Source organism: Vibrio wakamikoensis (assembly GCF_050337275.1).
GTDB lineage: Bacteria > Pseudomonadota > Gammaproteobacteria > Enterobacterales > Vibrionaceae > Vibrio > Vibrio chaetopteri.
Map to the genome: position 1 here is coordinate 20,640 of NZ_JAKJST010000028.1, position 25,674 is coordinate 46,313.

The 25,674-nt window shown below is 46.9% G+C and carries 25 protein-coding genes; 18 read left to right on the forward strand and 7 right to left on the reverse strand.

The features are described 5' to 3' along the window. The first annotated feature begins 34 nt into the window (after positions 1–34). The 6 genes from ribBA (at position 35) to yihG (ending at position 4,912) form a co-directional block, all read left to right on the forward strand. Positions 35–1,144 carry a bifunctional 3,4-dihydroxy-2-butanone-4-phosphate synthase/GTP cyclohydrolase II gene (ribBA, locus tag L4C42_RS16800; RefSeq protein WP_353496798.1) on the forward strand — a complete coding sequence of 370 codons (1,110 nt, stop codon included), beginning with the start codon at positions 35–37 and terminating at the stop codon, positions 1,142–1,144. A 175-nt stretch (positions 1,145–1,319) separates the two neighbouring features. After that, positions 1,320–1,790: a 6,7-dimethyl-8-ribityllumazine synthase gene (ribH, locus tag L4C42_RS16805; protein WP_004741508.1), complete on the forward strand. Its 471-nt coding sequence runs from the start codon at positions 1,320–1,322 to the stop codon at positions 1,788–1,790. Further along, positions 1,790–2,257 carry a transcription antitermination factor NusB gene (gene nusB, locus L4C42_RS16810; RefSeq protein ID WP_353496797.1) on the forward strand — a complete coding sequence of 156 codons (468 nt, stop codon included), beginning with the start codon at positions 1,790–1,792 and terminating at the stop codon, positions 2,255–2,257. Before ribH ends, nusB begins: the two co-directional genes overlap by 1 nt. A gap of 90 nt (positions 2,258–2,347) precedes the next feature. Then, the gene (gene thiL, locus L4C42_RS16815; RefSeq protein WP_353496796.1) at positions 2,348–3,319 is read left to right on the forward strand and encodes a thiamine-phosphate kinase; all 972 of its coding nucleotides are present in this window, start codon (positions 2,348–2,350) and stop codon (positions 3,317–3,319) included. Then, a complete protein-coding gene (pgpA, locus tag L4C42_RS16820; RefSeq protein ID WP_112462109.1) occupies positions 3,316–3,822 on the forward strand; it encodes a phosphatidylglycerophosphatase A in 507 nt (168 codons plus the stop codon). Before thiL ends, pgpA begins: the two co-directional genes overlap by 4 nt. Positions 3,823–4,027: 205 nt before the next feature. After that, positions 4,028–4,912, forward strand: a complete 885-nt coding sequence (gene yihG, locus L4C42_RS16825) for a 1-acylglycerol-3-phosphate O-acyltransferase, YihG family (RefSeq protein ID WP_353496795.1) — start codon at positions 4,028–4,030, stop codon at positions 4,910–4,912. A gap of 78 nt (positions 4,913–4,990) precedes the next feature. Here yihG and L4C42_RS16830 read toward each other — a convergent pair whose 3' ends face one another. Both L4C42_RS16830 and L4C42_RS16835 read right to left on the reverse strand, forming a co-directional pair. Further along, entirely contained in the window at positions 4,991–5,230 is a 240-nt protein-coding gene (locus L4C42_RS16830) for a hypothetical protein (RefSeq protein WP_042496929.1), read from the reverse strand. A gap of 215 nt (positions 5,231–5,445) precedes the next feature. Next, on the reverse strand, positions 5,446–5,724 hold the full coding sequence (locus tag L4C42_RS16835; protein ID WP_429761328.1) for a hypothetical protein: 279 nt from the start codon (positions 5,722–5,724) through the stop codon (positions 5,446–5,448). A gap of 277 nt (positions 5,725–6,001) precedes the next feature. On the opposite strand from L4C42_RS16835, the gene L4C42_RS16840 reads away from it, so the two are divergent. From L4C42_RS16840 to L4C42_RS16855, 4 genes are all read left to right on the forward strand, one after another. Beyond that, complete coding sequence (locus L4C42_RS16840) at positions 6,002–6,808, forward strand: crotonase/enoyl-CoA hydratase family protein (RefSeq protein WP_429761330.1); 807 nt, start codon at positions 6,002–6,004, stop codon at positions 6,806–6,808. 373 nt (positions 6,809–7,181) lie between these two features. Next, positions 7,182–8,849 carry an amidohydrolase gene (locus L4C42_RS16845; protein ID WP_429761429.1) on the forward strand — a complete coding sequence of 556 codons (1,668 nt, stop codon included), beginning with the start codon at positions 7,182–7,184 and terminating at the stop codon, positions 8,847–8,849. Between the two features lie 120 nt (positions 8,850–8,969). Continuing rightward, positions 8,970–10,316, forward strand: coding sequence for a magnesium transporter (locus L4C42_RS16850; protein ID WP_429761332.1), 1,347 nt, complete (start codon positions 8,970–8,972; stop codon positions 10,314–10,316). Positions 10,317–10,644: 328 nt separating this feature from the next. Next, positions 10,645–11,145 (forward strand): DUF3332 family protein, encoded by a 501-nt coding sequence (locus tag L4C42_RS16855; RefSeq protein ID WP_429761333.1) that lies wholly within the window; start codon positions 10,645–10,647, stop codon positions 11,143–11,145. Between the two features lie 223 nt (positions 11,146–11,368). Here L4C42_RS16855 and L4C42_RS16860 read toward each other — a convergent pair whose 3' ends face one another. After that, positions 11,369–11,710: a hypothetical protein gene (locus L4C42_RS16860; RefSeq protein WP_353496790.1), complete on the reverse strand. Its 342-nt coding sequence runs from the start codon at positions 11,708–11,710 to the stop codon at positions 11,369–11,371. Between the two features lie 276 nt (positions 11,711–11,986). On the opposite strand from L4C42_RS16860, the gene L4C42_RS16865 reads away from it, so the two are divergent. Continuing rightward, positions 11,987–12,157 carry a hypothetical protein gene (locus L4C42_RS16865; protein ID WP_353496789.1) on the forward strand — a complete coding sequence of 57 codons (171 nt, stop codon included), beginning with the start codon at positions 11,987–11,989 and terminating at the stop codon, positions 12,155–12,157. A gap of 76 nt (positions 12,158–12,233) precedes the next feature. On the opposite strand, the gene L4C42_RS16870 is transcribed toward L4C42_RS16865, so the two are convergent. Further along, positions 12,234–13,601 (reverse strand): endonuclease/exonuclease/phosphatase family protein, encoded by a 1,368-nt coding sequence (locus L4C42_RS16870; protein ID WP_429761335.1) that lies wholly within the window; start codon positions 13,599–13,601, stop codon positions 12,234–12,236. 321 nt (positions 13,602–13,922) lie between these two features. Here L4C42_RS16870 and L4C42_RS16875 point away from each other — a divergent pair, with 321 nt between their 5' ends. Beyond that, positions 13,923–15,752: a hypothetical protein gene (locus tag L4C42_RS16875; protein WP_353496787.1), complete on the forward strand. Its 1,830-nt coding sequence runs from the start codon at positions 13,923–13,925 to the stop codon at positions 15,750–15,752. An 81-nt stretch (positions 15,753–15,833) separates the two neighbouring features. Here L4C42_RS16875 and L4C42_RS16880 read toward each other — a convergent pair whose 3' ends face one another. After that, positions 15,834–16,673, reverse strand: a complete 840-nt coding sequence (locus L4C42_RS16880; protein ID WP_353496786.1) for a transposase — start codon at positions 16,671–16,673, stop codon at positions 15,834–15,836. A 171-nt stretch (positions 16,674–16,844) separates the two neighbouring features. Next, a complete protein-coding gene (locus tag L4C42_RS16885) occupies positions 16,845–17,246 on the reverse strand; it encodes a DUF2061 domain-containing protein (RefSeq protein WP_353496785.1) in 402 nt (133 codons plus the stop codon). Between the two features lie 232 nt (positions 17,247–17,478). Between L4C42_RS16885 and dmeF the strand changes: the two genes are divergently transcribed. The 5 genes from dmeF (at position 17,479) to rodA (ending at position 21,160) form a co-directional block, all read left to right on the forward strand. Beyond that, the gene (gene dmeF, locus L4C42_RS16890; RefSeq protein WP_429761338.1) at positions 17,479–18,408 is read left to right on the forward strand and encodes a CDF family Co(II)/Ni(II) efflux transporter DmeF; all 930 of its coding nucleotides are present in this window, start codon (positions 17,479–17,481) and stop codon (positions 18,406–18,408) included. Further along, the gene (locus tag L4C42_RS16895; protein WP_353496783.1) at positions 18,408–18,824 is read left to right on the forward strand and encodes a MarR family winged helix-turn-helix transcriptional regulator; all 417 of its coding nucleotides are present in this window, start codon (positions 18,408–18,410) and stop codon (positions 18,822–18,824) included. The genes dmeF and L4C42_RS16895 overlap by 1 nt, the downstream gene beginning before the upstream one ends. Positions 18,825–18,908: 84 nt before the next feature. Then, positions 18,909–19,283, forward strand: a complete 375-nt coding sequence (locus L4C42_RS16900) for a hypothetical protein (protein WP_353496782.1) — start codon at positions 18,909–18,911, stop codon at positions 19,281–19,283. A 52-nt stretch (positions 19,284–19,335) separates the two neighbouring features. Then, a complete protein-coding gene (locus L4C42_RS16905; RefSeq protein ID WP_353496781.1) occupies positions 19,336–20,013 on the forward strand; it encodes a DedA family protein in 678 nt (225 codons plus the stop codon). A gap of 61 nt (positions 20,014–20,074) precedes the next feature. Beyond that, positions 20,075–21,160, forward strand: a complete 1,086-nt coding sequence (gene rodA / locus L4C42_RS16910; RefSeq protein ID WP_429761341.1) for a rod shape-determining protein RodA — start codon at positions 20,075–20,077, stop codon at positions 21,158–21,160. Positions 21,161–21,225: 65 nt separating this feature from the next. On the opposite strand, the gene L4C42_RS16915 is transcribed toward rodA, so the two are convergent. Next, positions 21,226–22,686 carry a DUF3360 family protein gene (locus tag L4C42_RS16915; RefSeq protein WP_353496779.1) on the reverse strand — a complete coding sequence of 487 codons (1,461 nt, stop codon included), beginning with the start codon at positions 22,684–22,686 and terminating at the stop codon, positions 21,226–21,228. Positions 22,687–23,048: 362 nt separating this feature from the next. Here L4C42_RS16915 and L4C42_RS16920 point away from each other — a divergent pair, with 362 nt between their 5' ends. Further along, the gene (locus L4C42_RS16920) at positions 23,049–25,604 is read left to right on the forward strand and encodes a DUF294 nucleotidyltransferase-like domain-containing protein (RefSeq protein WP_429761343.1); all 2,556 of its coding nucleotides are present in this window, start codon (positions 23,049–23,051) and stop codon (positions 25,602–25,604) included. Positions 25,605–25,674: the final 70 nt, after the last annotated feature.

Below are 25,674 nucleotides of genomic sequence, written 5' to 3' on the forward strand. Positions count from 1 at the left end.
CAGATAAAAACAAGCGCAATAACAGGAACGTGAAATGCCAATTAGTACGCCGCAAGAAATCATTGAAGATATCCGTTTAGGGAAAATGGTCATCCTAATGGATGATGAAGATCGTGAAAACGAGGGCGACCTTATTATGGCCGCTGAGCAAATTACCCCTGAAGCTATCAACTTTATGGCAACCCATGGTCGTGGCCTTATCTGCCTAACCATGACCAAAGAGCGCTGTGAAAACCTAGGTTTGCCTCCTATGGTGCAAGACAACAACGCGCAATACACCACAAACTTTACCGTATCGATTGAAGCCGCTGAAGGTGTGACTACCGGTATTTCTGCTGCCGACCGCGCGCGCACTGTGCAAGCGGCTGTTGCGAAAGATGCCAAAGCGGCCGATCTTGTTCAGCCAGGACACATCTTCCCACTTGCTGCTCAAGATGGTGGTGTACTAACTCGCGCAGGTCACACTGAAGCGGGCTGCGATTTAGCAAAACTGGCGGGACTTGAGCCAGCATCGGTGATCGTTGAGATTTTAAACGACGATGGCACTATGGCGCGTCGCCCAGATCTTGAAGTGTTTGCTGAAAAGCATGACATCAAACTAGGTACGATTGCTGACCTTATCGAGTACCGCAACAACAACGAAACAACGATTGAACGCGTTGCTGCGTGTCACTTGCCGACAGAATTTGGTGAGTTTGAGCTGGTCACATATCGCGATACCATCGATAACCAAATCCACTACGCTATGTGTGCTGGTGACTTGACGGCAAACACGCCACTGGTTCGTGTTCACTTGCAAGACACGTTCACTGACATTCTGCGCTCAAACCGTAACTCAGATCGCAGCTGGACACTGGAAAAAGCGATGAAGCGCATTGGCAATGAAGGTGGTGTGCTGGTCATACTGGGTAATGAAGAGAGCACTGACTTCTTGATTCACAAGATGAAAATGTTCGAACAGCAAGATAGCGGCACAGCACCTACTATGGCGAAAAAGCAGGGCACATCTCGCCGCGTAGGTGTGGGCTCTCAAATTCTAGCTGACCTTGGCGTGCATGAAATGAAATTGCTGTCATCAGCAGACAAAAAATACCATGCCCTCGGTGGTTTTGGTTTGACGGTCACGGAATACGTCACAGAGTAACCTATCAAGCCTTTGCTTCTGATAAGCAAAGGCTTTTTGTTATCAAGACTGCGCCCTACTTTTGGACACCTTGCTAAAGCCTTGTCTGGACGAAGTTAGCGGTAGATATTAATAAATGACTTGTGCTAGAATCCGTCGATTCTCGCGAGATGAACATAGTTTATAAGGAAAGCATATGAAAGTTATCGAGGGTGGCTTCCCAGCACCGAACGCAAAGATTGCTATTGTAATTGCACGATTCAATAGTTTTATCAATGAAAGCCTACTATCGGGTGCTATCGATACTTTGAAACGTCACGGTCAAGTGAGCGAAGACAACATCACGGTTGTACGCTGCCCAGGCGCAGTTGAACTACCACTTGTTGCTCAACGTGTTGCGAAAACAGGTAAGTTTGATGCAATCGTATCGCTAGGTACAGTCATTCGTGGCGGTACACCACATTTCGACTATGTTTGTAGTGAGTGTAATAAAGGTCTTGCACAAGTGTCTCTGGAATATAGCCTACCAGTAGCCTTTGGTGTATTGACTGTTGATACCATCGATCAAGCTATCGAGCGTGCAGGAACCAAGGCTGGTAATAAAGGTGCAGAGGCTGCACTAAGCGCGCTTGAAATGATCAACGTTCTTTCTGAAATCGATTCCTAATGGGGGCCAGTGTGAAACCAGCCGCACGTCGTAATGCACGTCAATTTGCTCTGCAAGCAATTTATTCTTGGCAAATTACTAAAGAAAATGTTGCCACTGTTGAAGAACAGTTCTTATCAGGTGGTAAGTATGATGAAGAAGAACATCATGCTGCTGAGCCTGCGTTGACTGCGCCAGAGACTGACGTTGTATATTTCCGTGACCTACTCACGGGTGTCGCGTTGAATCACACGGAGCTAGACAGCAAGCTACGTCCATTTGTTTCTCGTCCAATGCAAGACCTAGACATGATGGAACTTGCGCTACTTCGCCTAGCGATGTACGAGATGACACGCCGTGAAGACGTACCTTACAAAGTGGTTATTAACGAAGCGATCGAACTTGCAAAAGTATTCGCTGCAGAAGACAGCCACAAGTTTGTTAACGGTGTACTAGATAAAGCAGCACCACACGTTCGTAAGAAGTAACAAACAACGTTTGTCTATTCGTAAAAAGGTCAGCAATTTGCTGGCCTTTTTTATATACTCTGTTCACCTTTTCGTTGCCAAGTCGACAAGATGTCTGGTGAATTTAGTTTAATCGATAAGTACTTTGCTCATAAGCAGCAAAACCGAAAGGATGTGATCCTCGCTCAAGGAGACGATTGTGCGATTGTCGCCCCTACTGCTGGCTCTCATATTGCCATTAGTACCGACACCTTAGTGGCGGGCACTCATTTTCTCGCTGACGCTAATCCTGCGCAAATTGCTCACAAAGCCCTCGCGTCAAACATCAGTGATCTCGTGGCCATGGGCGCTTCCCCTGCTTGGGTTTCTATGGGTATTTCGTTGCCTGAAATCAATACGGCATGGCTAGAGCGTTTCTCCAATGCGTTTTTTAAGCTTGCCGATTACTATGGTATTCAACTGATTGGCGGCGATACCACTAAAGGTCCACTTACTATCACTCTTACTGTTCAAGGCACACTACCTGAAGGTAAGGCGTTGACTCGCCATGGTGCCCAGTCAGGAGACTGGGTCTATGTCACCGGACAACTTGGTGATGCCAAAGCGGGACTTGATGTGATTTTAGAGAACAACATCAGCGCGGATACCAGCCTCAATCAAGAGCTACAACGACGTCACTTTGAAGCCACGCCACGCGTACTAGCGGGTATAGCGTTGCGAGATATTGCTTCAGCAGCCATCGACATTTCTGATGGGCTGGTGGCTGATTTAGGGCATATTCTGAAACGCTCTAAGGTTGGCGCAAGGCTTAATGTTGCAGCGCTTCCGACATCAAAAGAACTGCTGCAGTTTGTCGGTAGCCGGGCACTTGCTCAGCAATATGCACTGACCAGTGGTGAAGAGTACGAACTATGCTTTACGGTACCAGAGGCCAATCGCGGTCAACTTGAAGTGGCGTTAAGTAATACGCCGTTTACCTGTATTGGGCAACTGACCGGCACAGAATATATAGAGCTTCACAACGACGATGCGCCAGTGGACTGGCAACTCGACGGTTTTGATCATTTTAAGGGAAATCAATGAGCAATCCTCTCGACTTAATCTCACTTAAAAATCCGTGGCACCTGCTAGCAACAGGCTTTGGTAGTGGTTTGTCACCGATTATCCCCGGCACCATGGGGACGCTCGCGTCGATCCCTTTGTACCTGCTACTGGTTCAGCTGCCGTTAAGCGTTTACCTCATTGCCGTGGTTATCGCCTGTATCATTGGTATAAAAATTTGTGACGTCACCTCTCAAGACATGGGCGTGCATGATCACGGCTCAATCGTTTGGGATGAGTTTGCTGGCTTTTGGATCACCATGGCTATTGTACCCGCACTCAAATTGCCTGCCGATGATTGGAAGTGGTTAATCACAGGCTTTGTGCTGTTTCGCTTCTTTGACATGGTAAAGCCTTGGCCTATCGGCTGGCTCGACAAACGTATGCATGGCGGCCTCGGTATTATGATTGATGATATTGTTGCCGGTATTATGGCAGGGCTCTGTTTGTATTTAGTGGGACATTTTGCTGGCTGGTTGGCTTAAAATGACGATCTTTAGCCTTGTTTGTTCACAAGGCTTTTTCATTTCTGGTCGGAGGACTATTGTTCGGTAATTTTCTAAGACTATGTAATTTAAGTGTTTTCTTAGTTGTTTTTTACAAAGCAATATCTGAATGACAAAGCTTTACTATACGTTTGGTTAAAAGTTGCTATGATTGCTGCCTCTTTTACGCTCTGTAACAATTGGTATGTTTAGCAATCTACGTCTTTTCATTAATTCTTTTCTTGTCATGGTCAATACGGCTATCACGGCTGTCGTGGTTTGTACATTCTCGATCATTAAATTAGCCCTACCTCTTGCGTCTGTTAAGACTCTGATGACGAGCTTATCTAATAAGCAGATGTGGCTTTGGGCAACGATTAATTTGTGGCTTCTTAATCTGAACAACAATATCGAATGGGATATAGAAGGCGGCGATGAGTTGACACCAGAGCAGTGGTACATGCTGCTGTCTAACCATCTCAGTTGGGCGGACATCGTTATCATTACCTCGGTAATGAAAAATAAAATGCCGATGTGTAAGTTCTTGCTTAAACAGAGCCTATTGTATGTCCCGTTTGTTGGCCTTGCGTGCTGGGGACTTGATATGCCATTTATGAAAAGGCACTCGCAAGCTTACCTTGTAAAGAACCCAGAGCGCCGCAACGATGATTTCAATGCGATTCGTAAGGCGTGTAAGAAGTTTGAACATGTACCCACCACTATGATCAGTTTTGTTGAAGGTACGCGTTACAGCGAAGAAAAATTGGTCACGGTTAAAACGCCATATAGACACTTGTTGAAGCCAAAAACAGGTGGCGTTGCGTTCACACTTAATGCTATGAATCATCTATTAGATGGTGTCGTCGACATTACACTGGCGTACCCAGAAAACCGCGAAGATCCGTTTAAGGACTTGTTGAAAGGTAAGCTCACCAAAGTAGTGGTTAAGATAGATGTCTATCAAATGGATGAAAATCTTAACGGTGATTACTTTAATGACAAAGTATTCAAGCGCCGTTTCCACAATTGGCTCAACGAGGTCTGGAAGCGTAAAGATGAGACGCTAGAGACGATTTATTCGCAAAGCTAAGTCGCGTTTCAGAGACAACAAAGTCAGATACAAAAAAGGTCTACCCTAGGGTAGACCTTTTTAATGCGACTAAAACAGTTAAGCAAACTGTCTAGGTATCACTCTGCAGCACTTTTCGGCTTCGTTAATTAACACCGATACTGCATGAGTATGGTAATCCTCACCGCTCTTCCAAACGGTTTCTCCGAATATCTGACACAACTCAAAATCAGAAATAGTTCCCTTCATTTCCTTGTAGGCGACGGCTGAGATGATTTTTTGCTCTAATGCTTTAGGGCAAGATTCAACACGCCAACGGCTCACTTGAATATTCGGCAAAGCACACTCCTTTGTGGTCACATTTTCGTCATCAAAACCACGATAACACCATGAAAAAGTACGATCAAGGTGATCTTACTCACATTTTTGTGGGGTATATAACGTGCTAGAGCTAACTGTTTGTAAACCTGAGAAGTTCTGCCTATAAGGTGAAAAAATAAACTTTTGGTGGACGAATTAAGCATCCACCATTAAAAATGACAAATGTCTAATTTTTAAGCGAACTGTCTTTTGCTAATGATAAGTTGCTTAGCTCGCGTTACCAGTGAAGGAATACACCATGTCATCGCAATGGGGAGTGCAAAACAACTTACTGTATCAATGAAGGCGGCGGTATCTTGATCGCCCTTAGACAATTGATCTGGGAGCACAAAGGCTAACAATAGGTAGGTAAATACGACTAATAAGACACTAAACCACCATGGATCGCTATCCTGATATTGGATCACTGTGGTTGAGTCGTGGTGAGGTTTTTGCTGATTTTCCTTAATCATGGATTCTACTTCCTATTCATCCAATCTAACGCTTTCATTCAATCACGCTAAATGCTCAAAACAAGTAACACAGCTCAATAACGTAAGCGACATCGAAAAAATAAATGATTGTATTGTCAGTTTTGGTCAGACATCACATTCGGTTGGGGCTTTGTCGCAATGCGTATATGAGGCCAGTGCTATACACGATGGGGTTCTCATTATTGAGTAAACATTCTAACGCTTCTGCCAGCGCTCACTACACTGATGAAAAAGCCAGCAAAATAAAGGAATAAGGATGGACTATAAAAGGATCAAAGTCAGCCGCACTGAGGATGTGGTGACTGTGACGTTAAATCGCCCAAATAAGCTTAATGGTGTCGATATGGGGATGTTCGAAGAGCTGATTCGCGTGAGTCGTGCGCTACGTAAAGATCGCCAACTCAGAGCGGTGATTTTGACGGGTTCCGGGGACAACTTTAGTTCGGGTCTCGATTTTAAATCCATGATGACCAATAAAAGCAATGCGGCGAAACTGTTGTTCAAATGGTGGCCGGGTCAGTCCAACCGCGCTCAACAGGTAAGCAGTAACTGGCGCAAATTATCAGTCCCTGTCATTGCGGCAATCGACGGTTACTGCTGGGGCGCTGGGATGCAAATTGCGCTTGGTGCTGATTTTCGTATTTGCTCGCCAAAGGCGAATCTATCCATTATGGAATCAAAGATGGGTTTAACATCGGACATGGCTGGCTCTATTGCCTTGCGTGAGGTGATGCCAAAGGACAGAGCGATGCTCATCTCTATCTGTGGTCAAGAGTTGTCAGCAGAAGAAGCGTTAAAATATGGATTGGTAACAGAGGTCTGTGAAGTGCCACTGGAGGCAGCCCAAACGCTAGCAAATAAAGTAAAACGCATGTCTCCCGATGTGAACGCAGCGATGAAACACATGTACACTCGATATTGGACAGCGCCAGCGTGGAAGCTATTGGCCTATGAAACCTACAGTCAGATACGCATCATGTTAGGAAGGAATTTTGGGCGGATGCAAAGCGCGCTGCGAAAAAAAGCGCCGCCTGAGTTTCAGCCCAGACAGCGCTATTGGTAGTGGGGAAACCTTAGCGGACGATCAGATCCTCCCCACAAACTCGGCAGCGGAAAAGCTCTTTGATGACAGAGAGCTTTTGCCATAAACTGCGCTTGATTCTAACGATCGCGAATCGCCGTTTACACTTGCACATGAAAATATACCTAACGTTGTTGTTGTGTGATATTGGTTCAGATTTTATATAAGCTGTGTATATAGTTACAGTTCTATAAATAAAAGTGAATAGCGGAAAACTCTGTTGTGTTATTCAATTAAGCTTATGATTTTAAAGTATTTTTATTGATAATCTCTTGGTTTTAGTTATTGGTCTAGGTTATGCGTCGTGCGAAGAAACAAACAGCTTAGAAGTCAGTGGATAGTTGCAACTAGTCGAATGAAAGCTTGGCTGTTGAGCTCGCTTTTATTGCTTTATCCTTTAACGTTAACTGCGTCGCAAAATATGGTTTTGGTTAATGCTGTTGTTTATCAGCATCCTAAAGCTAATAGCGTAGTGATTGAAAACGGGGTAATAACTCAAATAGGCACAGCCGATGAAGTTTTATCCAGTGTCGATTCTCGTGCAATAATTATCGATCTCGAGCAGCAGTTTCTGCTTCCAGGATTTATTGACAACCACAATCACGTCTTTGAAGCCGCCTCTGAAGCAGGGGGCAATTGCGAACTCAGTGCCTCTGCAAGTCTCTTAGAGTTGCGGCCTTACCTTGAATACTGTCGTGAGCAAGCCAGTTTTGACGGATGGTTACTTGGCTATGGTTTTTCCCTCGAAATGATAATGGAAGAGAGCAGTGAGCTATCTCCAATTACGCTGCTTGATTCTGTTTTCCCTCACCGTCCGGTGATTTTAATGGAGCAGACCTCACACTCGATGTGGGTGAACTCACAAGCGTTAAAGCTGGCAGGCATTACCAAGCCTACTTCTGATCCTCAAGGCGGCGCATTGCTGCGCGATGCAGAGGGCAATCTCAATGGCGTGCTGCTAGACAGTGCAGGGGATGCGATCATGGAAATCGCTTGGAACAGTTTGAAGGCACAATTTGAGCAGAGCTATCAAGGGCTACTCAATGGCTTAGCGGCTGCGGCAGAGCACGGTATTACCACCATTGGTGATGGCAGGCTCTACTGGAAAAGAGGTTGGTTTGAAGTATGGCAACATGCTCGAGAGCAAGAAGCGTTGACGTCACGCGTGCTGCTGCGCCCGTGGATCTATCCTGATGCGGATATGAAAGAGCAGCTTGAGTTCCTCGAGTCCATTTACACAGCTGAGGTATCACCAAGCGACAAGCTGATCGTCAATCAAGTAAAGATGTACAGCGATGGCATCATTATCAATGGCACAGCCAAGCTGTTAGCGCCCTATAGAGAGACCTATCTGCCCAATCGCCCTAAAGGTCTCAACTACATTCCTCCTGAGAATATGAAAACCTGGCTCAGTGCTCTCGATAAGCTTGGCTATAGTGCTCATATTCATGCCATTGGTGATGGAGCAGTGCACGAATCACTTAATGCCATTGAGCATGTTCGTAACCTCGGTAGCAACAAGCCGTACACCTTGACCCATGTTGAGTTGGTCAATGAGCAAGATATCCCTCGTTTTGCAAAGCTTGCGGTGACAGCAGACTTTCAGGTGGGCTCTGACTATGTGGCCTTTCAAGACCATGCATGGGCAAAAGCCTTCTTGGGCGCTGTGCGTGCTCACAGGCTTATGAACTTGCGCGCTATTTTTGATACCGGCGCAAATTTAACTCTCAGCAGTGATTGGAATGTTCACGACATTAACCCTTTGGTTGGTATCGCGAACAGCATCATGATGCAGGACACGGGATTGCCATCGGTTGATGCTGCCATTGACGCCTACACCATGAATGCGGCGAAGAGTTTGGGGATTGACGGCTTCACGGGCTCAATTACAGTCGGCAAGTCGGCTGACTTGGTGGTGGTTGAAAAAGACATTCGTCAGCTATCACCGGAGGCGATCGCCGAAAGCGCAGTAACGTTAACCATGACTCAAGGCGAAATCGTCTTTCAGTGGACAGAACAGTAATCAAAATGGTTGTTCGTTGAACAATTGCTCATATTTATCAATATTATGAATGTGGCGCTGTGACCTATTCGCTATGATAGAGGGTACTCTATTAACGCGAATGGTTTCAGGGAGCCCTTAGTGAGCGAATTTCAAGATCTCTCAATTCACATCGATCAAATCTCACAGGCCGAAGACACGCAGCAGCCACAGATCCTCAATCAATATATCGAGCAAGGCCTTGATGCCGCATCGATTGCGCTTATTCTAGAAGCATTTCCCATTGAACAAAGGGTTAGGCTTTGGCGCGAGCTGCCGCTCGAAAGCCACATTGATGTCCTTACCGAGTCTCGTGGTGAAGTGCGTGTATCGATCCTCGATGCTCTATCTGAAACCGAGTTAAAGCTTACCCTTGCTAAGCTCGACAACTTATCGTTGATTGAATGGGCTGACTCACTGCCTGATGAGATCATCGAAGAGGCCATCTCCCTCCTAGAGCCTGCAGAGCTAGAGCTTTACGACCTTGCGAATGAATACCAAGAAGAAGAGCTGGGTCGCTGGGTTGAGCGTAAAGTGGTGGCACTGCCATTTAATATTTCCGTCGCCCGTGCCAAAGTGCTGGTGGATAAGTACACCCATGAGCCATCGGGTTACGTTTATCTGATCGATAAACAGCACCGCTTTCGCGGTATGGTCGAATACGCTGAGTTGGTCGGCGCAGAGTCATCGACACGCATCAAGTCTTTAGTGCTGGAGCATGTGAGCACGTTAAGTGCCACACTAGAGCTCGCTGAAGCCGTCGATGCCATGGAGCGCTCTGCGTTTACCTCGCTTCCTGTCCTAGATGAGCGTAAACGACTGCTAGGTGAGATCGATTGGAAGTTCGCACTAAGTACTCAGCGTGAAATTTACGAAACGCGCCTTATGGCGGGTACTGGTATGGACGAAGGCGATGACCTGTTTGCGCCGATTCTTAAAAGCTCACAAAAACGTGGTGTGTGGCTCGGCATTAACCTCCTCACTGCTATTCTTGCCTCTGTAACTATTAGTCTGTTTGAAGATGTGATCGCGCAAGTGGTCGCGCTGGCGGTTCTGATGCCTATTGTGGCCTCCATGGGCGGCATTGCAGGTAGCCAAACCTTGACCTTGATGGTGCGCTCTATGGCGCTAAATCAGATCACTGCAGGAAACCGGTTTGCGCTGATAAAAAATGAGCTTGGCATTGGTGCGATCAACGGTCTGCTGTGGGCGTTGATTATTGGCGCTGTAGCAGGGCTGTGGTTTCAATCGCCACTGCTTGGCGGCACGATTGCTCTGGCGATCGTCGTTAATATTATCACCGCAGCCTTGTTTGGGGTGTTGATTCCATTAATCCTCGATAAACTCGACCTTGATCCGGCTCTGGCAGGTTCGGTTATCCTCACCACAGTCACTGATGTCGTCGGTTTTTTCGCTTTCTTAGGCACGGCAAGTTTGGTGCTGTTGTAGGGAAAGGCTGGCCTAGTTTGCTTTTTTGTAACCAGCTGGTGATCACATCAGCTGGCCTACAAAAAAACGAATTATACGTAACTTATTGAATAAAAAGTTAGTTTTGTCCTCGTTTTGGTACAAATATTGGTGAATTTGATCACCTTTGTTAACGCGTCGATTTTTCCCGTTTTGCCTTCCTAGCACTCTATTTGATTGGAGTTATAATCCCGCGCCATTTATTGGTGGTGAGAATGAAAACGTCAGTGGTATTGACTGGTGTTTTTCTAATGATTTCAATCAACTTGCTTGTCTTTGAATACGCGGACAGGCAATAGGTGTTTAAGTGATGAAACTGATCAAAACAACAATTGCTGCGGCGCTAATGTCTACTATGCTAACAGGCTGTATCGGCCAAATGGCGACAACAGGTGCACTAATGTACGAAGTGAACCTAAAGGGTGTCGATAACCGTTACGCGCGCGCAGGTCTGTATACTTTGATGTCACCAGTGTACGCGATCACAGCGGCTGCTGACCTATTTGTTGTTAACTCTATTGAGTTCTGGACGGGTACGAACCCTATCACAAAGAAAAAAGCCGTCGCTGACACACCGGCTGAGGCTTACATTAAAGTAAACCACAAAGTAGGTAAGAAGTTCTCAACAGCGCCAGTGAAACTATCGAAACTTGACGACAGCACAATGCAAATGGAATTTTTGGATGATGCGGGCAAAGCACGCACGTTGGTAGGCGTAAGCGGCCAAGACAGCGTTGACTTCTACCTAGATGGTCAATACGTGACAACCGCGACACACCAAGAGCTAGAGCAGCACGCGACCGCTTCTTAATGCTATTTGGTTGATAAAGCACAAATAAAAAGGCCGACTGGGTGCTGATCCCGGTCGGCCTTTTTACCAATCAATAGGATGCGGAAAAGGAGCGAATTGGTATAGCTCGATCTTACCATGTTGCTCAAAAAGCGCGATGAGCAGAGCGTGGCAGAATGTAAAATTCAGTATGCAATCTTCTCTACAGAAACATTTGGTCGTGTTTAGAGACTTCTAATTAGGTTTAGACAGCTTGAATGCGTTTGGCGGTAACAATCAGTCCTTGCGTATAACTAAAGCCGTAACCATAGCCATAACCACCGTAACCATTTTCACCTCTTCCACCCGCCTCAAGTATTGCTTTAAAGTCATAGTCACCACTCGTGATTGGGGTAATAGAGACCACCTCAAAGCCATCATGATTGAGTGTCGCGACCGCTTTTTGCAGATCTTCTGCTAGACGGACACTGTCCACTACCGATTTGGAATACCCCGTTTTTCGCCACACGGGAGAATCGCTATAGTCGACAGCTTCATGTTTTCCCACTTCGCAAAAATGCGCGGGTACATGAACGATTCGATTCATTTATTTACCTTACTGCTATTGTTACTCTGATATGCCTTTTGGGTCAGTCTTAATGCCGACTCTATGTTATTAGGCTTGCCGATTCTAACTTACTCTTCCGTCAACATGCACAAATTGTTCATTTATTCAGATAGTTAAATGTCGTAAGTGAGCTGTATCGCACAATTCGTTTCCGATCGAGCCTAGTTTTATCCGGTGACACATGCTGACACGCGTGGCGAAATGATCATTCTCATACATAATTAATGGTGTCTTTTGTAAGTAAGGAGACACGTTATGAAATGGATGATTGCCGCCGGTATGGGGGCGCTACTCTTGCTCTCAAGTGCTAGCTTTGCCAGTCAAAGTGGCGGGAAAATTGGCTTTTTGGTGGACTGCACCATTGACGGGAAATCAACTCGAATGCCAATGACGGCTTGCAGGCAAAAAGGAGGCGAGGCCAGATAGTCAGTAGTGACCATTCGCCTTAGCGATGACTTAAGCGTCGGATTTGGCCGCTAAGGCGAATGTGAATAAGGAAAAGTTAGAACTCCGCTTTAATCCAAATCATACGGTGATCGGACGAGACATCCTTTCCATTACCCCATTTTCCGATACGTGAATCATTAAACAGCAAACGACCTTTTTCGTAACTTGCTGCCCAGTAAACCCCAGAATCAACGATGTTTAACGTCTGAGAAGGGAGAGCATAGTCGACAGCTAGACCAAAGGTTGAAGTGAGGCGATTAGGCGCTGGGTGTGTAGAGCTGTTGTCAGTAGCATGCTCTGCCGCACCTGAGCTTGTTGGGTACAGCTCACCATTTGAAACCGCTTGATTGACGAGTGGGTCGTTGTGCAGCGCTTGCATAACCGCGCTAATACCATCGCCAGCAACAGGGTCAAGGTTTTGGTCGCCCATCATCACAAATTTGGCACTGCTATCAAGTCCACCTGTGCTACCGTCATCATCGTAGAAGTAGTCTTTACCTTGAATGTAGTCATGCCAAAACGTTACTTCCGCGGCATTTTGCGCTTTGTTTTTACCCGTATCGAATACTGGTGGTGTAGGGTGAGACATCAACAAGTGTACCACTTCATCACCATCGGCTGTTGGAATGATAATCGGTGCATCCACATGGTTTTTGGAAGACAGTCTTACCTGTTGCCACTCTTCATTGGTATACCAGTTGTCACCGCAAGCCATACCAGCAGGAATTGGGTTGTTGGCATCATCGCAAAGAGTAATGGTTGGTATCTCAGCGCCTGCCATGTCTTTCCATTTGAATTCTTGGAATGTGCGTGTATTGGCCGTATCTATTTGATACTTGGACATCAGTGCAAACGCGTATTGGCCGTGATAAAACCCAAAGCCCCAAGCGTCGCCCGGTAGCTGGCCAGCAACGCCATTGTTATCAAGGTCAAGTTCTGAAAGTAGGCCGGTATTGGTCGCGTAAGACTCCGAAAAAGGGTACTCAATCGGCTCTAAGTTAGCATCACCGCTCGCACCATCTAGGCTTTGAGCGACCGAGAGGTAGTTGGTTTGAAAGCCGATCAGCGCAGCTTTGTCTTCACCGGCACCATCATTGTTGTATTCCGCCATCATGAGCACGTCAGGACGGTTTTTCTGAATAATCGCCGCAACATTTCGGATTTGGATGACCTTCTCCGCTTGGCTTTTGTCAGCATCGTCGATAGTGCCATCAAGGTAGGTGGTAACCAGTTGCTGCTGAGTCTCTGGAGCTATTTGCATTTCCGCAACTAAATCGGCAAAGGTTGCTCGATCAAAAGAGAGGTTGTAGGTTGCGATTTTCACTTGAGTTGACTCTGCCACTGCCTGCTTGTCGGAGTCATTGCATCCAGAGAGCACCACTGCTCCTACAAGTAATGCGAGTGTTGTTTTTATTGTCTTCATAAATTGGCTCTATTTTTATAAATTCAGCGCCAGAGTCTACTGTCATAGTGAAGGTATTTGTGTGATAAGTGTTGCATTTGGTTTGTGCAAAAAGATTAAATTTCAATTAATTGTGATATTCAGCGCATGTTTTTGGACGCATTTATGACATTTGAGCTTTGCTAAAGACGCAGTGTGGGTGAGTTTAGTCGTTGATTAACGGCAATCATGATCACGATAGATTTTATTGTTTGGAGCCACAGGATAAGGTTGAGTTAGACTCCGCCAAATTCTTTTTATGCGAGACGGAATGTCGTTTAGCAGTAATGGCTTAGGAACATAATGAACATCAAAGCGCTTTCTATCTTGGTTGGTTTGGGGATGATGCTGGGTGGCTGTAGCCAAGACAGTGATACCAACGAAACCAATCCCTCTTTTTCGACAATTCAAGGGCTAGCATCGGCTGGTGGTGGGATCAAAGGGCGTATCGCCTTGGCACAGGTCGATGCAAGCCCCAATAGAACAACGGTTCTCAATAGCATGGTGTACACAGCGCCAAAAGGTGGTGATTTTACCATCGCCAATGCTGGGCAATTGGTGTATCCAACGCTGCTTAAGATCGATGGAGCCTCTGGTGTTAAAGCCATCAACGAGTACACCATTTTGATGGATAACATGTCTCAGCACTTGAATCTAAACCCGCTAACACGCTTACTTATTGGTAAGGTTGCGGGCGTTGATGCTGAGCTTGTGTTTGAAGATTTTGAGCTGCACCAGTCTAAGTTCACTGCGGCAGCGATTGAAGCCGCGCAAGTTGAGTTGAAGTACACTCTAAAACCATTGTTTGAAGCAGCGGGAGTGGGTCTAAACAGCGACTTGCTTCGTGAGTATTATCCAGCTGATCACACTGAACTCGATGCTATCTTATCCGCTTTAGCGTTAGAGTATCACTCTGATGGCGCTGTGGTGACTTACCGGCCTAACCCTAAACACTCTCTAACGCTTACCTATGCGCAAGGTTGGCAAGGGGAGCAGTTGTTGCCTGAGGACTATGGGATGGAGACGCTCAAGTTAGAACTGGCGCTGCTTAATCAAGCCTCGCAGATACTCGAAGCCATGATTCTTCTTAAAGATGATCAGGCCGGGTTTGAAGCGTTCTTAGCGCCAGAAGCACATTGGTTTGGTGCAAACCGAGCAGAGCTGCATCAAAACTATTTTAATGTTTTGCCGAATGAAGAGGATGCGTCTTTAGAGCGTTATCGCGATTTAGTGCTGCTTGACAGTCAGCCTGAGATAAAGCGTTATCTGGTAGGGTATACCACGGCATTTGAAGCCAGCACGTCTAGTAGTATTGCGCGCGACCAAGCTTGGTTTGAGCTTGATGAAGGCAAGCTGAAGTTCCTTGGTGACGATAAGCCATACCCGACCTCTTTTTACGCGGTATACAAGTTAAACCAAGCGACGAAACCTTATAATTGGGGTGACTTTGATACGTTTGATTGGGTGTTTGAAACGTCTGGTTTTTTGACGGCCTCTGACTGCGAGTTGGTTCCTGAAGTGGGGGAGTGGCAGTTCGGCAATCCAGAGTTTTTCGATGAGTTAGCGCCGCTTAGCTCGGTAATTGATGGCTTAAATTCTGTCACCGTGACATCGCCGTCCGACCAGGTGATTAAGATGGATAAAGTCTACCGTACGCCGAACTCGACCAGTTGCCATCTCGTCGATAGTGGCAACTTTGTTAGCGGTATGCTTTCTGGGTACCCAATAAGTGAAGCTGGTGCAATCCCGAGTAACCAAACATATACAGTGGCATTCCACTTTGATGCTCAAGTTTTGGACAAACAGATTTATCTGACTGAGCCGCCAGCATCACAGCTGGAAATGACGCCGTACATGGCTGAAGTAAAACAGCTTAACGGACGTAAGGATGAGTTTGTCTACCAATGGTCAAGACCAAGTACGTTTGTCACTGAAGGCGATTTGTATCTATATCATCCTCAGCAAGAAGGCGAGGGTAGCCGTGTCACCATTGGTGAGGGGATGACCCAAGTTTCTGGTGGCCAAAAGGACGATGTGGTTCGTATATTCCATAACGCTCTTGACCCATACGGACGCATTATCAATCAGTACTATGTGTCGGCGGATGGTACGCCGCTTGGCACAAACCAGTAACTGACTCCTACCTGTAAAAAAGCCAGCAATGTCACTTGAACATTGCTGGCTTTTGTTCGTATGGCACTAACCGGCTGGTGACTAAGCTTGCCCTTTAGACACGATTCGACTGATGCGTGAGTAGTGCAGGCCAAAGTGGGCACCGATCTGCTTTTGTGTGTAGCCACCACTGCGAAACGCAAGGCAAATGGCTTCATCTCGGCTATTGGCTTTCTGCTCATATTCTTTCAGGCTAAGAGGTGCTGAGCGTCGCTGGGCACTTGGGATCTCACCAAGCTCCCCGGTCAGCGATTCAAGTTGCGTAAGGTGGCGCTGAATAAAGTCCTCATCGCCCAAGAAAATTTGACGTTTTAGATGTTGCCATGGATTGCACTCTTTCCCTTCGAGAACAAACTGTTTGTAGTGGCTCAATGCTTGCTCGCGATCTGTGCCAAAAGATTCGAGAGTGGGCTTACTGACAAACCATGTTGGTGCTGTTTTGCTGCCGTTGAGGTAGCCCCAACTGCTCCACGGATAACTTTCTGGATCCACGACCATATTCGCTTTGACTGGGCTGAGCAAAATGTCACGACCGACATCGAGAAAGTGCGCGTCTCTTTCGACCAGAATGGATTTAAAACGCCCCTGGTATAGGTGTCCACTGCGACCATGTTTTTGATTAAAGCGCTGTGTGTAGACGCCGTTAAGCTGGCGCATGCCGATACTTAAGTTGCCATCTGGCGTTTCAATCAGCAGGTGATACTGACTCTTCATCAAGCAGTAACTATGAACCATCCAGTTGTAGCGCGTTGCGGTGTGATCGAGCACTTGAAGGAACAGTTCAAAATCTTCACGGTCTTGAAAAACAGACTGTCCGTCGTTGCCTTTCGAGTTCACATAATAGAGGGCGCCTGGGTATTCGATTCGTAGTGGTCTGCTCATAACGGTGGGGGTCGTCTCATAAGTGTATGAACGTTCTACTATAAAGGATCAACCTTGAAAGGCAAAACGCAAGACTTGACCCCTATTGGATTTGCTCGTGATGCGTTGTCCAATATGTCAGCACTTTTGATAGGAGCGCGCTGACACATTGGATAGTGAGGATTTTGCGAGTTATGCCGCTACCGCTTTAGTGATGCTAAGTGGTGCCACGTTGTGTTTGTTGCGTTGCCATACACGCTCATGGAAGAAATAAGCAACCGAGTTAATAGCGGGTTCAATCGTTGCCATTAGACCACCAATAAAGGCATCGCCAGTCAGTAGGTAAGTAACACTAAACGCCACGCCAAAATGGATGACAGCAAAGCTTGCCGTTTTCACTTGAGTCTTTGACTCATGACGTTTTAGGTAAGGCAGTTTTTGCCAAAGCTTCTCATGAAGATAAAACGCGCCAGTGTTGATAGTCGGCTCTACCATAGCGACCAGACTACCAAGCAAGAAGTCTCCAGTCAGAGAAAACGCAACCATAGTCGCGATAGAGAAGTGTATACCTGCAAAAGTAAGTGTCTTGATCATTACGTTACCCTCATGAACGTTAATCTGTGTTGATGAGGTCATTATTGATAATAATTCTCAGTAACAGAAGTAAATTACTCCTATTTAGTTGATAGTTTATTTCTATCAATGTCTTTGGATTGAGTCGATTCTCAAAGATTATCAGGATCTAGGCGTTTAAACTTTTGACTTTGTTTGATAATCAAACTACATTGATTGTCAAGTATTTTGATTGTCAAACAAAGTGTGCCTAATGCCTTTTGAATCCGCCCCTCACTCACATAATTTCTCTAGTCATAATCACCAAGGTGAAAAACGAACGCTCTATGTGCTGCTGCTAACTGTAACCACTATGGTCGTCGAGATAGTGGCGGGAACCTTTTACGGCTCCATGGCACTCTTGGCTGATGGGTGGCACATGGGGACACATGCTGCTGCTTTCTGTATCACGTTATTTGCCTATCGCTATGCTAAGAAACATGAGGACAACGAGCGGTTTTCCTTTGGCACAGGTAAAGTCAGCGTGCTTGGGGGGTATACCAGTGCTATTGCTCTAGGTATTGTGGCGCTTATGATGGTCGTCGAATCGGTGCATCGATTGTTCAATCCACAGCCGATTCATTTTAATGAGGCAATTGTCGTGGCTTTTATAGGACTTGCCGTGAATGTCGCGAGTATGTTTTTGCTTGGCGATCATCATCACGATCATTCTCATCATCACTCGCATGACAATGACCATTCACATGAGCACGGACATTCGCATCATCACCATGACCACAATTTAAGAGCGGCCTACATGCATGTTTTAGCGGATGCATTGACCTCGTTGTTAGCTGTCGGCGCTTTGATTCTTGGCAAGCTCTATGGTTGGAATTGGCTAGATGCATTTATGGGCATTGTTGGTGCTGTGGTTATTGGTAAGTGGACGCTCAACCTTTTGAAACAAACCAGCCCTATTTTGCTCGATGAGAGCGTAGAGGAAACGTATCGAACTGAGATTCGTCATGAACTCGCCCCCTCAGCAGACGTGGTTGATTTGCATATGTGGAGAGTGAGCGGTCATCATTATGCTGCGGCCATTACCTTAGTGTCTAAAGACCCGCTTTCTTTGCAGGCGTATAAACAAAAACTCAGTAAGTTTGATAAGATTAGCCATCTCACACTAGAAGTACGTTCGACTTAATGCAGAATCTAGAAACGCTAAACCAGCTATTGACCGAGTTTTACGACAAGATGTCATCTTGGGAGCAGTCCGTTGTTAAAGAGACAGGGTATTCATTGGCGCAAGTACACACCGTAGAGGTTTTGGGTGCTCATGGTGCAATGCGAATGAAGGAGCTTGCTGACAAGTTGGGGATCACGACCGGCACGCTGACGGTACAGGTCGATAAGCTGGTTGCTGCAAACTTGATTGAGCGTTTCCCACACCCTAATGATCGCCGCGCGATTGTGGTGGGTTTGACCGAGGGAGGGCAAGCGATTCACCGTCACCACAACCAATTGCACCAGAGTTTGGTCAAAGACATCACCCGCCATTTTGATGAGGGGCAAGAGGCTTTGCTTATCTCGTGCTTATCGAAGATGAATCGAGAGTTTTAAGGCTACCAAGAGTCGTTAATTTCTCATTGCTTTTTTGAGCGCTTAGCAGTACATATAAGCAGATCCCACTACTAGGCTTTCTGTGTGAAGCGAACGATTAACTTCTTCCCATTACTGCTGACTTTGCTAACGATGTTGCTTTTGAGCAGCGTCGCCGAGTCTATTAGTGAGACGAGGTATTCCTATCAGCCTGCGGTCGTAAATCCAGAGCGGGCGCCCGACCTCGCTAACGAGAATCAACTTTTACGTCCTTCTACATGGCGAGTACCATCACACAAAGCTCAGTTCCGACCGAGCGATCCCTTGCCTTGGTTGATTGTCGCGTTTTCACTGACCTCATGGTTTGTGCTTTCGCAGTTAAGATGCACCTTCCCAAGCAGCTATCTCGCCTTTGCTAATCCTCGGCTCGGTGGCTGGCAAGAGTCCAACCTACAATTTCGTTTCATTCACTCGCGTTAGTCACACTTTCAAAGATTTAACTTCCTCATTTCGTTAAGCTTTTGGAGTGTCTATGTTTGATGCGACTCAAGAGGTGTTGATTGCTATATGGCATCAAGACTTCGACGCACTGCTGTCGCCTGGCAGTGCGGTACTGATCTATGTTTTGGTCTCTTTGTTTATTTTTCTAGAAAGCAGCTTCCTGCCTGCGGCACCTTTGCCATGCGATAGTGTCGTGGTGCTGGTGGGTACCTTGTCTGCGGTAGGGGTTCTTAACCCATTTCTCGCGTTTGCGCTGCTTATCATTGCCGCGTCCGTGGGCAGTTGGCTTGCGTATTTACAAGGGCGCTGGTTAAACCGTTTGCCTGTCGTCCAAGGGTGGGTAAACAAAGTCCCTGAGAGCAACATGAAAATGGTGGATAACCTTTTGGGTCGCCATGGGCTTATTGCCCTTTTCATGGCTCGATTTGCTCCCGGTGTTCGCTGCCTGGTACCTATGGTGATGGGGATTCGACTGCATGAAGTACAGCGTTTCCACTACTTTGCTTGGTTCAGTGCCAGCTTGTGGATTGCCCTGCTGGCCGGCGTAGGATTTCTCTTACCTTCCCTGCCTGAGCCTATTAGCCGTTTTGCTACCATGGTGTTGATGGCAGCACCTGTTGCAACGCTCTGTGCGGCGATCTTCACCTTTGCGACCTGGCGTCTGCGTAGGCTTATCGGTGACAAGAAACGTCGTCTCAATAAGTTTTAATACTGTCCTATTTCCTAGCTCACACATAGGAGGCGTTTGCAGCGCCTCTGATTAGAATCCCATGTTGAAAAATTTTAAGACTCCGCAGCTCGACCTTAGTATCTTGCTGGCGATTATCTCGATCATGATGCTTGGCTCGCTCACCATTTGGAGTGCCAGTGGTTACAGCGAAGCGATGATGACCAATCATTTGATGCGCTGCGGCATTGCACTGACCTGCGTGTTGATTATGTCTTCGATCCCGGCGAAACAGTATCGACGTTTCTCACCGCATCTTTACTTACTCACCATTATCCTGCTAATCGGTGTGGTGCTGGCAGGAGATAGCAGTAATGGCTCTCAGCGCTGGCTAAGTATAGCTGGGGTTCGCTTTCAGCCTTCAGAGTTGGTAAAGCTTGCGGTTCCAATGATGGTGGCTTGGTTTATTCAAAGGGAAGGCACAAGACCAAGTGGCTTACGGCTGATTGCGGCTATTTTGATGACTGCCATTCCCGCGGGTCTAATCTTTATTCAGCCAGACTTGGATGGAGCAATCTTTGGCGTGATTTACATGCTGTTTGTGCTCTATTTCGCTGGCATGAGTTGGAAGATCATCGGAGGCTTTGTCGCTCTAGTGGCAACCTCTGCCCCTTTGTTATGGTTCTTTGTGATAGAAACCTATCAAAAGAAACGCATTTTGCAGTTCTTAAATCCGCAAAGTGATCCACTCGGTTCGGGGTATCAAATTATCCAGTCCCATATTGCTATTGGCTCTGGTGGGGTAACGGGGAAGGGCTGGACGAACGCCACTCAAAGCTCGTTGGGCTTTATTCCAGAAAGTCACACTGACTTCATTTTTTCTGCGTTTGCAGAAGAGTGGGGGTTTATTGGCTGTGTTTTGCTTCTGTCGCTCTATCTGTTCATTACGCTGAGAGCCTTGTGGCTCGCTTGTCATTGCCATCATGCCTATAGCCGTTTGGTTTGCGGTGCGCTAGCGCTCAGCTTCTTTTTGTACGCGTTTATCAATACCGGTATGGTCAGTGGTCTATTACCTGTCATGGGTAGCCCGTTGCCGTTTTTCAGTTATGGCGGCACCGCAATGATTACTCAGGGTGTGTGCTTTGGGATCATTATGTCTCTCTGCCGAGCGACATCGCGTTACGATTAAAGTGAGATGAGAAAAAGCGCCTTGCTAAAACAAGGCGCTTGGGTGAGAGTCAATAAAGCGTGGGATTAGTTACCAATCAAAGCAGGGATACCCGGCAATTGACCGACGACTGCGAGTGAGCCAATACAGACCACAAACGCCAGACCTGGGATTAGGTACTTGTCCTTTTTGGACAGGGTTTTAGCGCGCTCGCTATCGCCAATGAAGCCCATGTTATCGAGCAGCATAGTCGTTGCCCAGCCGAACACCGGGTTCACAAATGCGCACGAGAAAATACAGATACCCGCACTGAGTGAGTCTTTGTGTTTGTGAATCATCTGCATGCCTGCTTCAAGTAGAGGCAGGAACACACCAACAATCAGCGCAACGCGCAGCACCGGTTCCCACATGGCTAAATCCATTGGATAGCCCAGCACTGAGGCCAATATACACAAAATACCCGTAAGCAGCGCGCCACCAGGAATAGGGCGCTTGGCGATAGCCGCTGGGATCATGTAGGTACCCCAAGAAGAGGCGAGATTCGAGCCGCCAAGTAAAGAGCCCACACCTTGACGAATCGATGCCACCATCATGGTATCGTCAACGTTCATCAGTACGCCTTTGGCTTCTTTTGGATAGTTCAGCTCTTGGAATACACGGTGACCTAAATAGTCAGGTGACCACATCGCCACAGCCAAAAGTGCAAACGGTACAACCGCAATGTAGTGTTCAAGCGTCGGCCAGCCCAGCTTCCAACCTGTGTCTTCACCCCACCAGTAGAATGGACTTAAATGTGGTAAGCCAGGTTCGGTAGTAAAAGCAAACTCTGCGCCCATGGCGTACGCGACAATACCGGCAATCGCCGAGCAAAGCGGGATAGCTAGCCAGCGTTTGTTCACTTTAGCCAGGTAGGCGTACACCAACACAGTGACACCAATCACCGCAAACGAGATATAGCCATGGCCGCTAGCGCTTGCCCATGCTTCGGTTTTATTGATTTGGCTGATTAGGCCGACGGCTCCTAAGTAAATCAGCAAGCCTCCCCGTACGCCGACCCCGGTGAGGGTCATCAACTTGGAGCCCCCTTTGGTGAGCGCGAGTATCATCCCGAATGCGCACACCATTATACCTAGGGCGAGTGGGTGTCCACCTGCGGCAGCCACAAGGGGTATCAGCGGTATCATTGGCCCATGTGTTCCAGCAAGGTTCGCATTGGGGTTAAGAATCGCAGAAAACAAGATAACGAATAGAGCACCCGCAATGAGTAGCTCGTATCGGACGTTTTCTGCGACAAATTCCGGTGATAGGCCAAACTGTGCTGCGAACACTGCGACCATGGCTGTCACCATGACCACTTTCCCTATGGTGGCGGCAATCGCCGGTACCCAGTCTTCTATCTCGATACTGTAATCACGAAAGGGTAAGTGAATACCCCACCGTCTGAAGCTCATGATCTTAAGATCATGGTTCAGAAATTCTTCCCTGCTTTCAAACTCTTGCGCTTTACGGCGCATATCCCTATAAAAGGTTTTACTACTTCCAGACATACGTCTCTTTCCCTTGTGAGAGGGAGAACAACCAGTCGGCACTTAAGGCTACTTGCGCACGGCATACCAACCTTCGATTGATACGAGTCGGCATCCCAGCCGCTACCGCGCTCCTTCTTTTAATGCCAGAAGGGAGACTTAATAACTTTGTGTTCTCCTTAGTGATAGCCAGCACCCATGATCGGTACCAGCTGGATCCGTGTTTCACTATTGAATGAAAGGTAAATAAATTGAAAACGGCTTTTATTGATTTGGATTAGCATGTCACCAATGATCGCGGGGTAAAGTGAGTTTTTTGTTGTAGTTGCGAGGCCGAGCACAGGTTCTTGTTATTAACTTATGAAATCAAACACCTAGCGATAATGAAGATATCAGAGCACGCCAATCGAACGGAGCAATTATTCGGACTCCGTGCCGAAGACATTCATAAATGGATTGATGGTTTTTTTGAACACGATCGATTTGATCATGCTCTAAAGCAAGGGACAGTGACTCGCGATCCCTACGATCACCGTCGATTTCGGCACTGTAAAGAAGCGCTGAACGAGGCGTATCAAGAGTTCAGTGGCCAGTATTCGCGCCAGCAGATACGCAATGTGTTTGAAACTCATATTCGTGATGATTACGACGGGTATATTCCTTCCCGTGCTGATTTTGAAAATGGCACGTTTCAAACCAAATACCACGATGCCCATGACGGCGATGAACTCAGTGCTGTATTGAGCGCCAATGAATTGATGGATTACTTTGATGGTTTACATGCACGTCATTCTGAAAATCGCGGACTGTTAAACCGCTTTACCTTGCGTATTGTTGCCCCCTCGATTTTGGCGCTGGTGTTATTTGTTGCTGCGATTATTTTCGCCATTGTCCCCTTTGTTGAGCAGTCGATGGTCGAGCAAAAGCGCAACATGTTGGCGCAGCTGACCTCCTCTGCGGTGAGTATTGTCGATAGCTACATTGAGCTTGAGCAAAAAGGCGAGCTCAGCCTCCAAGAGGCGCAAATCCGCGCGAAGAATGAAATTGAAACCATGCGCTATGGGCCTAACAATCGCGATTACTTCTTCATTATCGACAGTAAGCCAACGATGGTGATGCACCCCTATCGCGCTGACTTAACAGGACAAGACCTCAGTGACTATCGAGATAGCGACGGTGTTGCTGTGTTTGTCGAGTTCACTAAGCTAGTCGATAACCACCAACATGGTTTTTTGGAATACTTGTGGCAGTGGAATGACCAAGCGGATGTGACCACGCCGAAACTGACTTATGTGGAGGGCATTGACGAGTGGCAATGGATCATAGGTACAGGTGTCTATTTGGACGATGTCCAGCAGGGTATCGACAAGCTAGAAGGGACGCTTTACGCCATTTTTGCCGCGATTTTTGCCGGTCTTGTAGTGTGTATCGGCTTTGTTATGTCGCAAAGCAAAGTGATTGAAAATCGGAAAAAGCGCGCCGAAATCGCGCTACATGAAGCGAAAGATCGCTATCGTGCTTTAGTCGAATCATCGAATGAAGGCTACATTTTGGAGACCGATGGGCAGATCATATACTCCAATGCCTGTCTTCATCGCATGGTAGGTTATAGTGAACACGATTTTGAGCAGCAAGATATTTGGTCTCGATTATTTACTCAATCACCTCAAAACACCAAAGTGCTGGCGCACCTTGAGGCACTGTTTGATGGTGGAGTTGAGCCTGGGGAGTTTGAAGCGCAACTTATCACTAAACAGGGCAATACCCTAGATATCATTGTTAGCTCATCGCGTATCTTCTTGTCTGAAAAACAGGGGCACGTACTGTCGTTTAGGCCGATAACCCGCAAGATTTATGGCGGTAGTTTTGGCGTTATCGATGAGGTGCGTGACTATCAGCCTATGGTCGCTGATATCATCAGCAAGATAGAACAAAGCCATTCGCCAGGCCATGCTGTGGAAACACTGAATCAATTGACGGTCGTTATCCGTCAGATGATAGAGTCTGGCTGCCGTCCTGAAATATTGCGCCGAACCATAGGTACTGCCTACGATGCGGCTATCTGCCGATTTATCCAGTTGGCGACGATTGAGCTTGGTGAGCCACCGGTACCGTTTACCTTTATTTCTTTTGGTAGTAACGCGCGTCACGACATGACGCTGTTTTCCGATCAAGATAACGCCATTGTGTTTGATGGTGCCACGTTAGAGCCTACTGAGTTAAAGCAAGTTCGCCGCTATTTTTTGAGCTTGGCTGAAAATGTCTGCTCTATGCTCAATCGTGCAGGATATCGTTATTGCGAAGGACTGATTATGGCGTCGAATCATCAGTGGTGTTTGAGCCTTGATGAGTGGAATCGCAACTTTGAACGCTGGATAGCAGACGCTACCGCTGAGTCGATACTGGAGCTGAATGTGTTTTTCGATATTCGCGCGACCTATGGTGAAGGGGCACTAGTGGATGCGATGCACGACAATATTCAACATCAGCTCAAGCGCCAACCATCGTTTTTTACAACGTACGCACATAACTGCCTGCAGCATGAGATCCCACTGACCGCGACGAAACAGATCAAAGTGGAGAATCATCAAGGGCAGTTAACCTTGAACCTCAAGCAATGCTTAAGACCAATGGAGATCTTCTGTCGTCTGTACGCGTTAAAACATGATATTCGTGAGAGTAATACCGTCACTCGTCTTAAACTTTTGGCGGCAAAGCAGGAGTTGGACGCCCCGACGCTTCGTGACATGCTGTATATCTTTGATCATATATGGCAGCTACGATTTATGAACCAAATCGACGAGTACACCGATCTTTGCAAGGTTAATGATGATATCGATTTGGCCAAGCTGTCGACGTTGGAGCGCCAACATTTAGAATCGGTGCTTGAGCGAGTAAGCCTATTTCACGATAAAGTAGAGCGCGACTTTTTGCGATGATAAGTCAGTGACATTTTGCGAGTGAGTTGGCATGAAGATAGCTGGGTGTTCATTGTCTCTTTCCTTTACT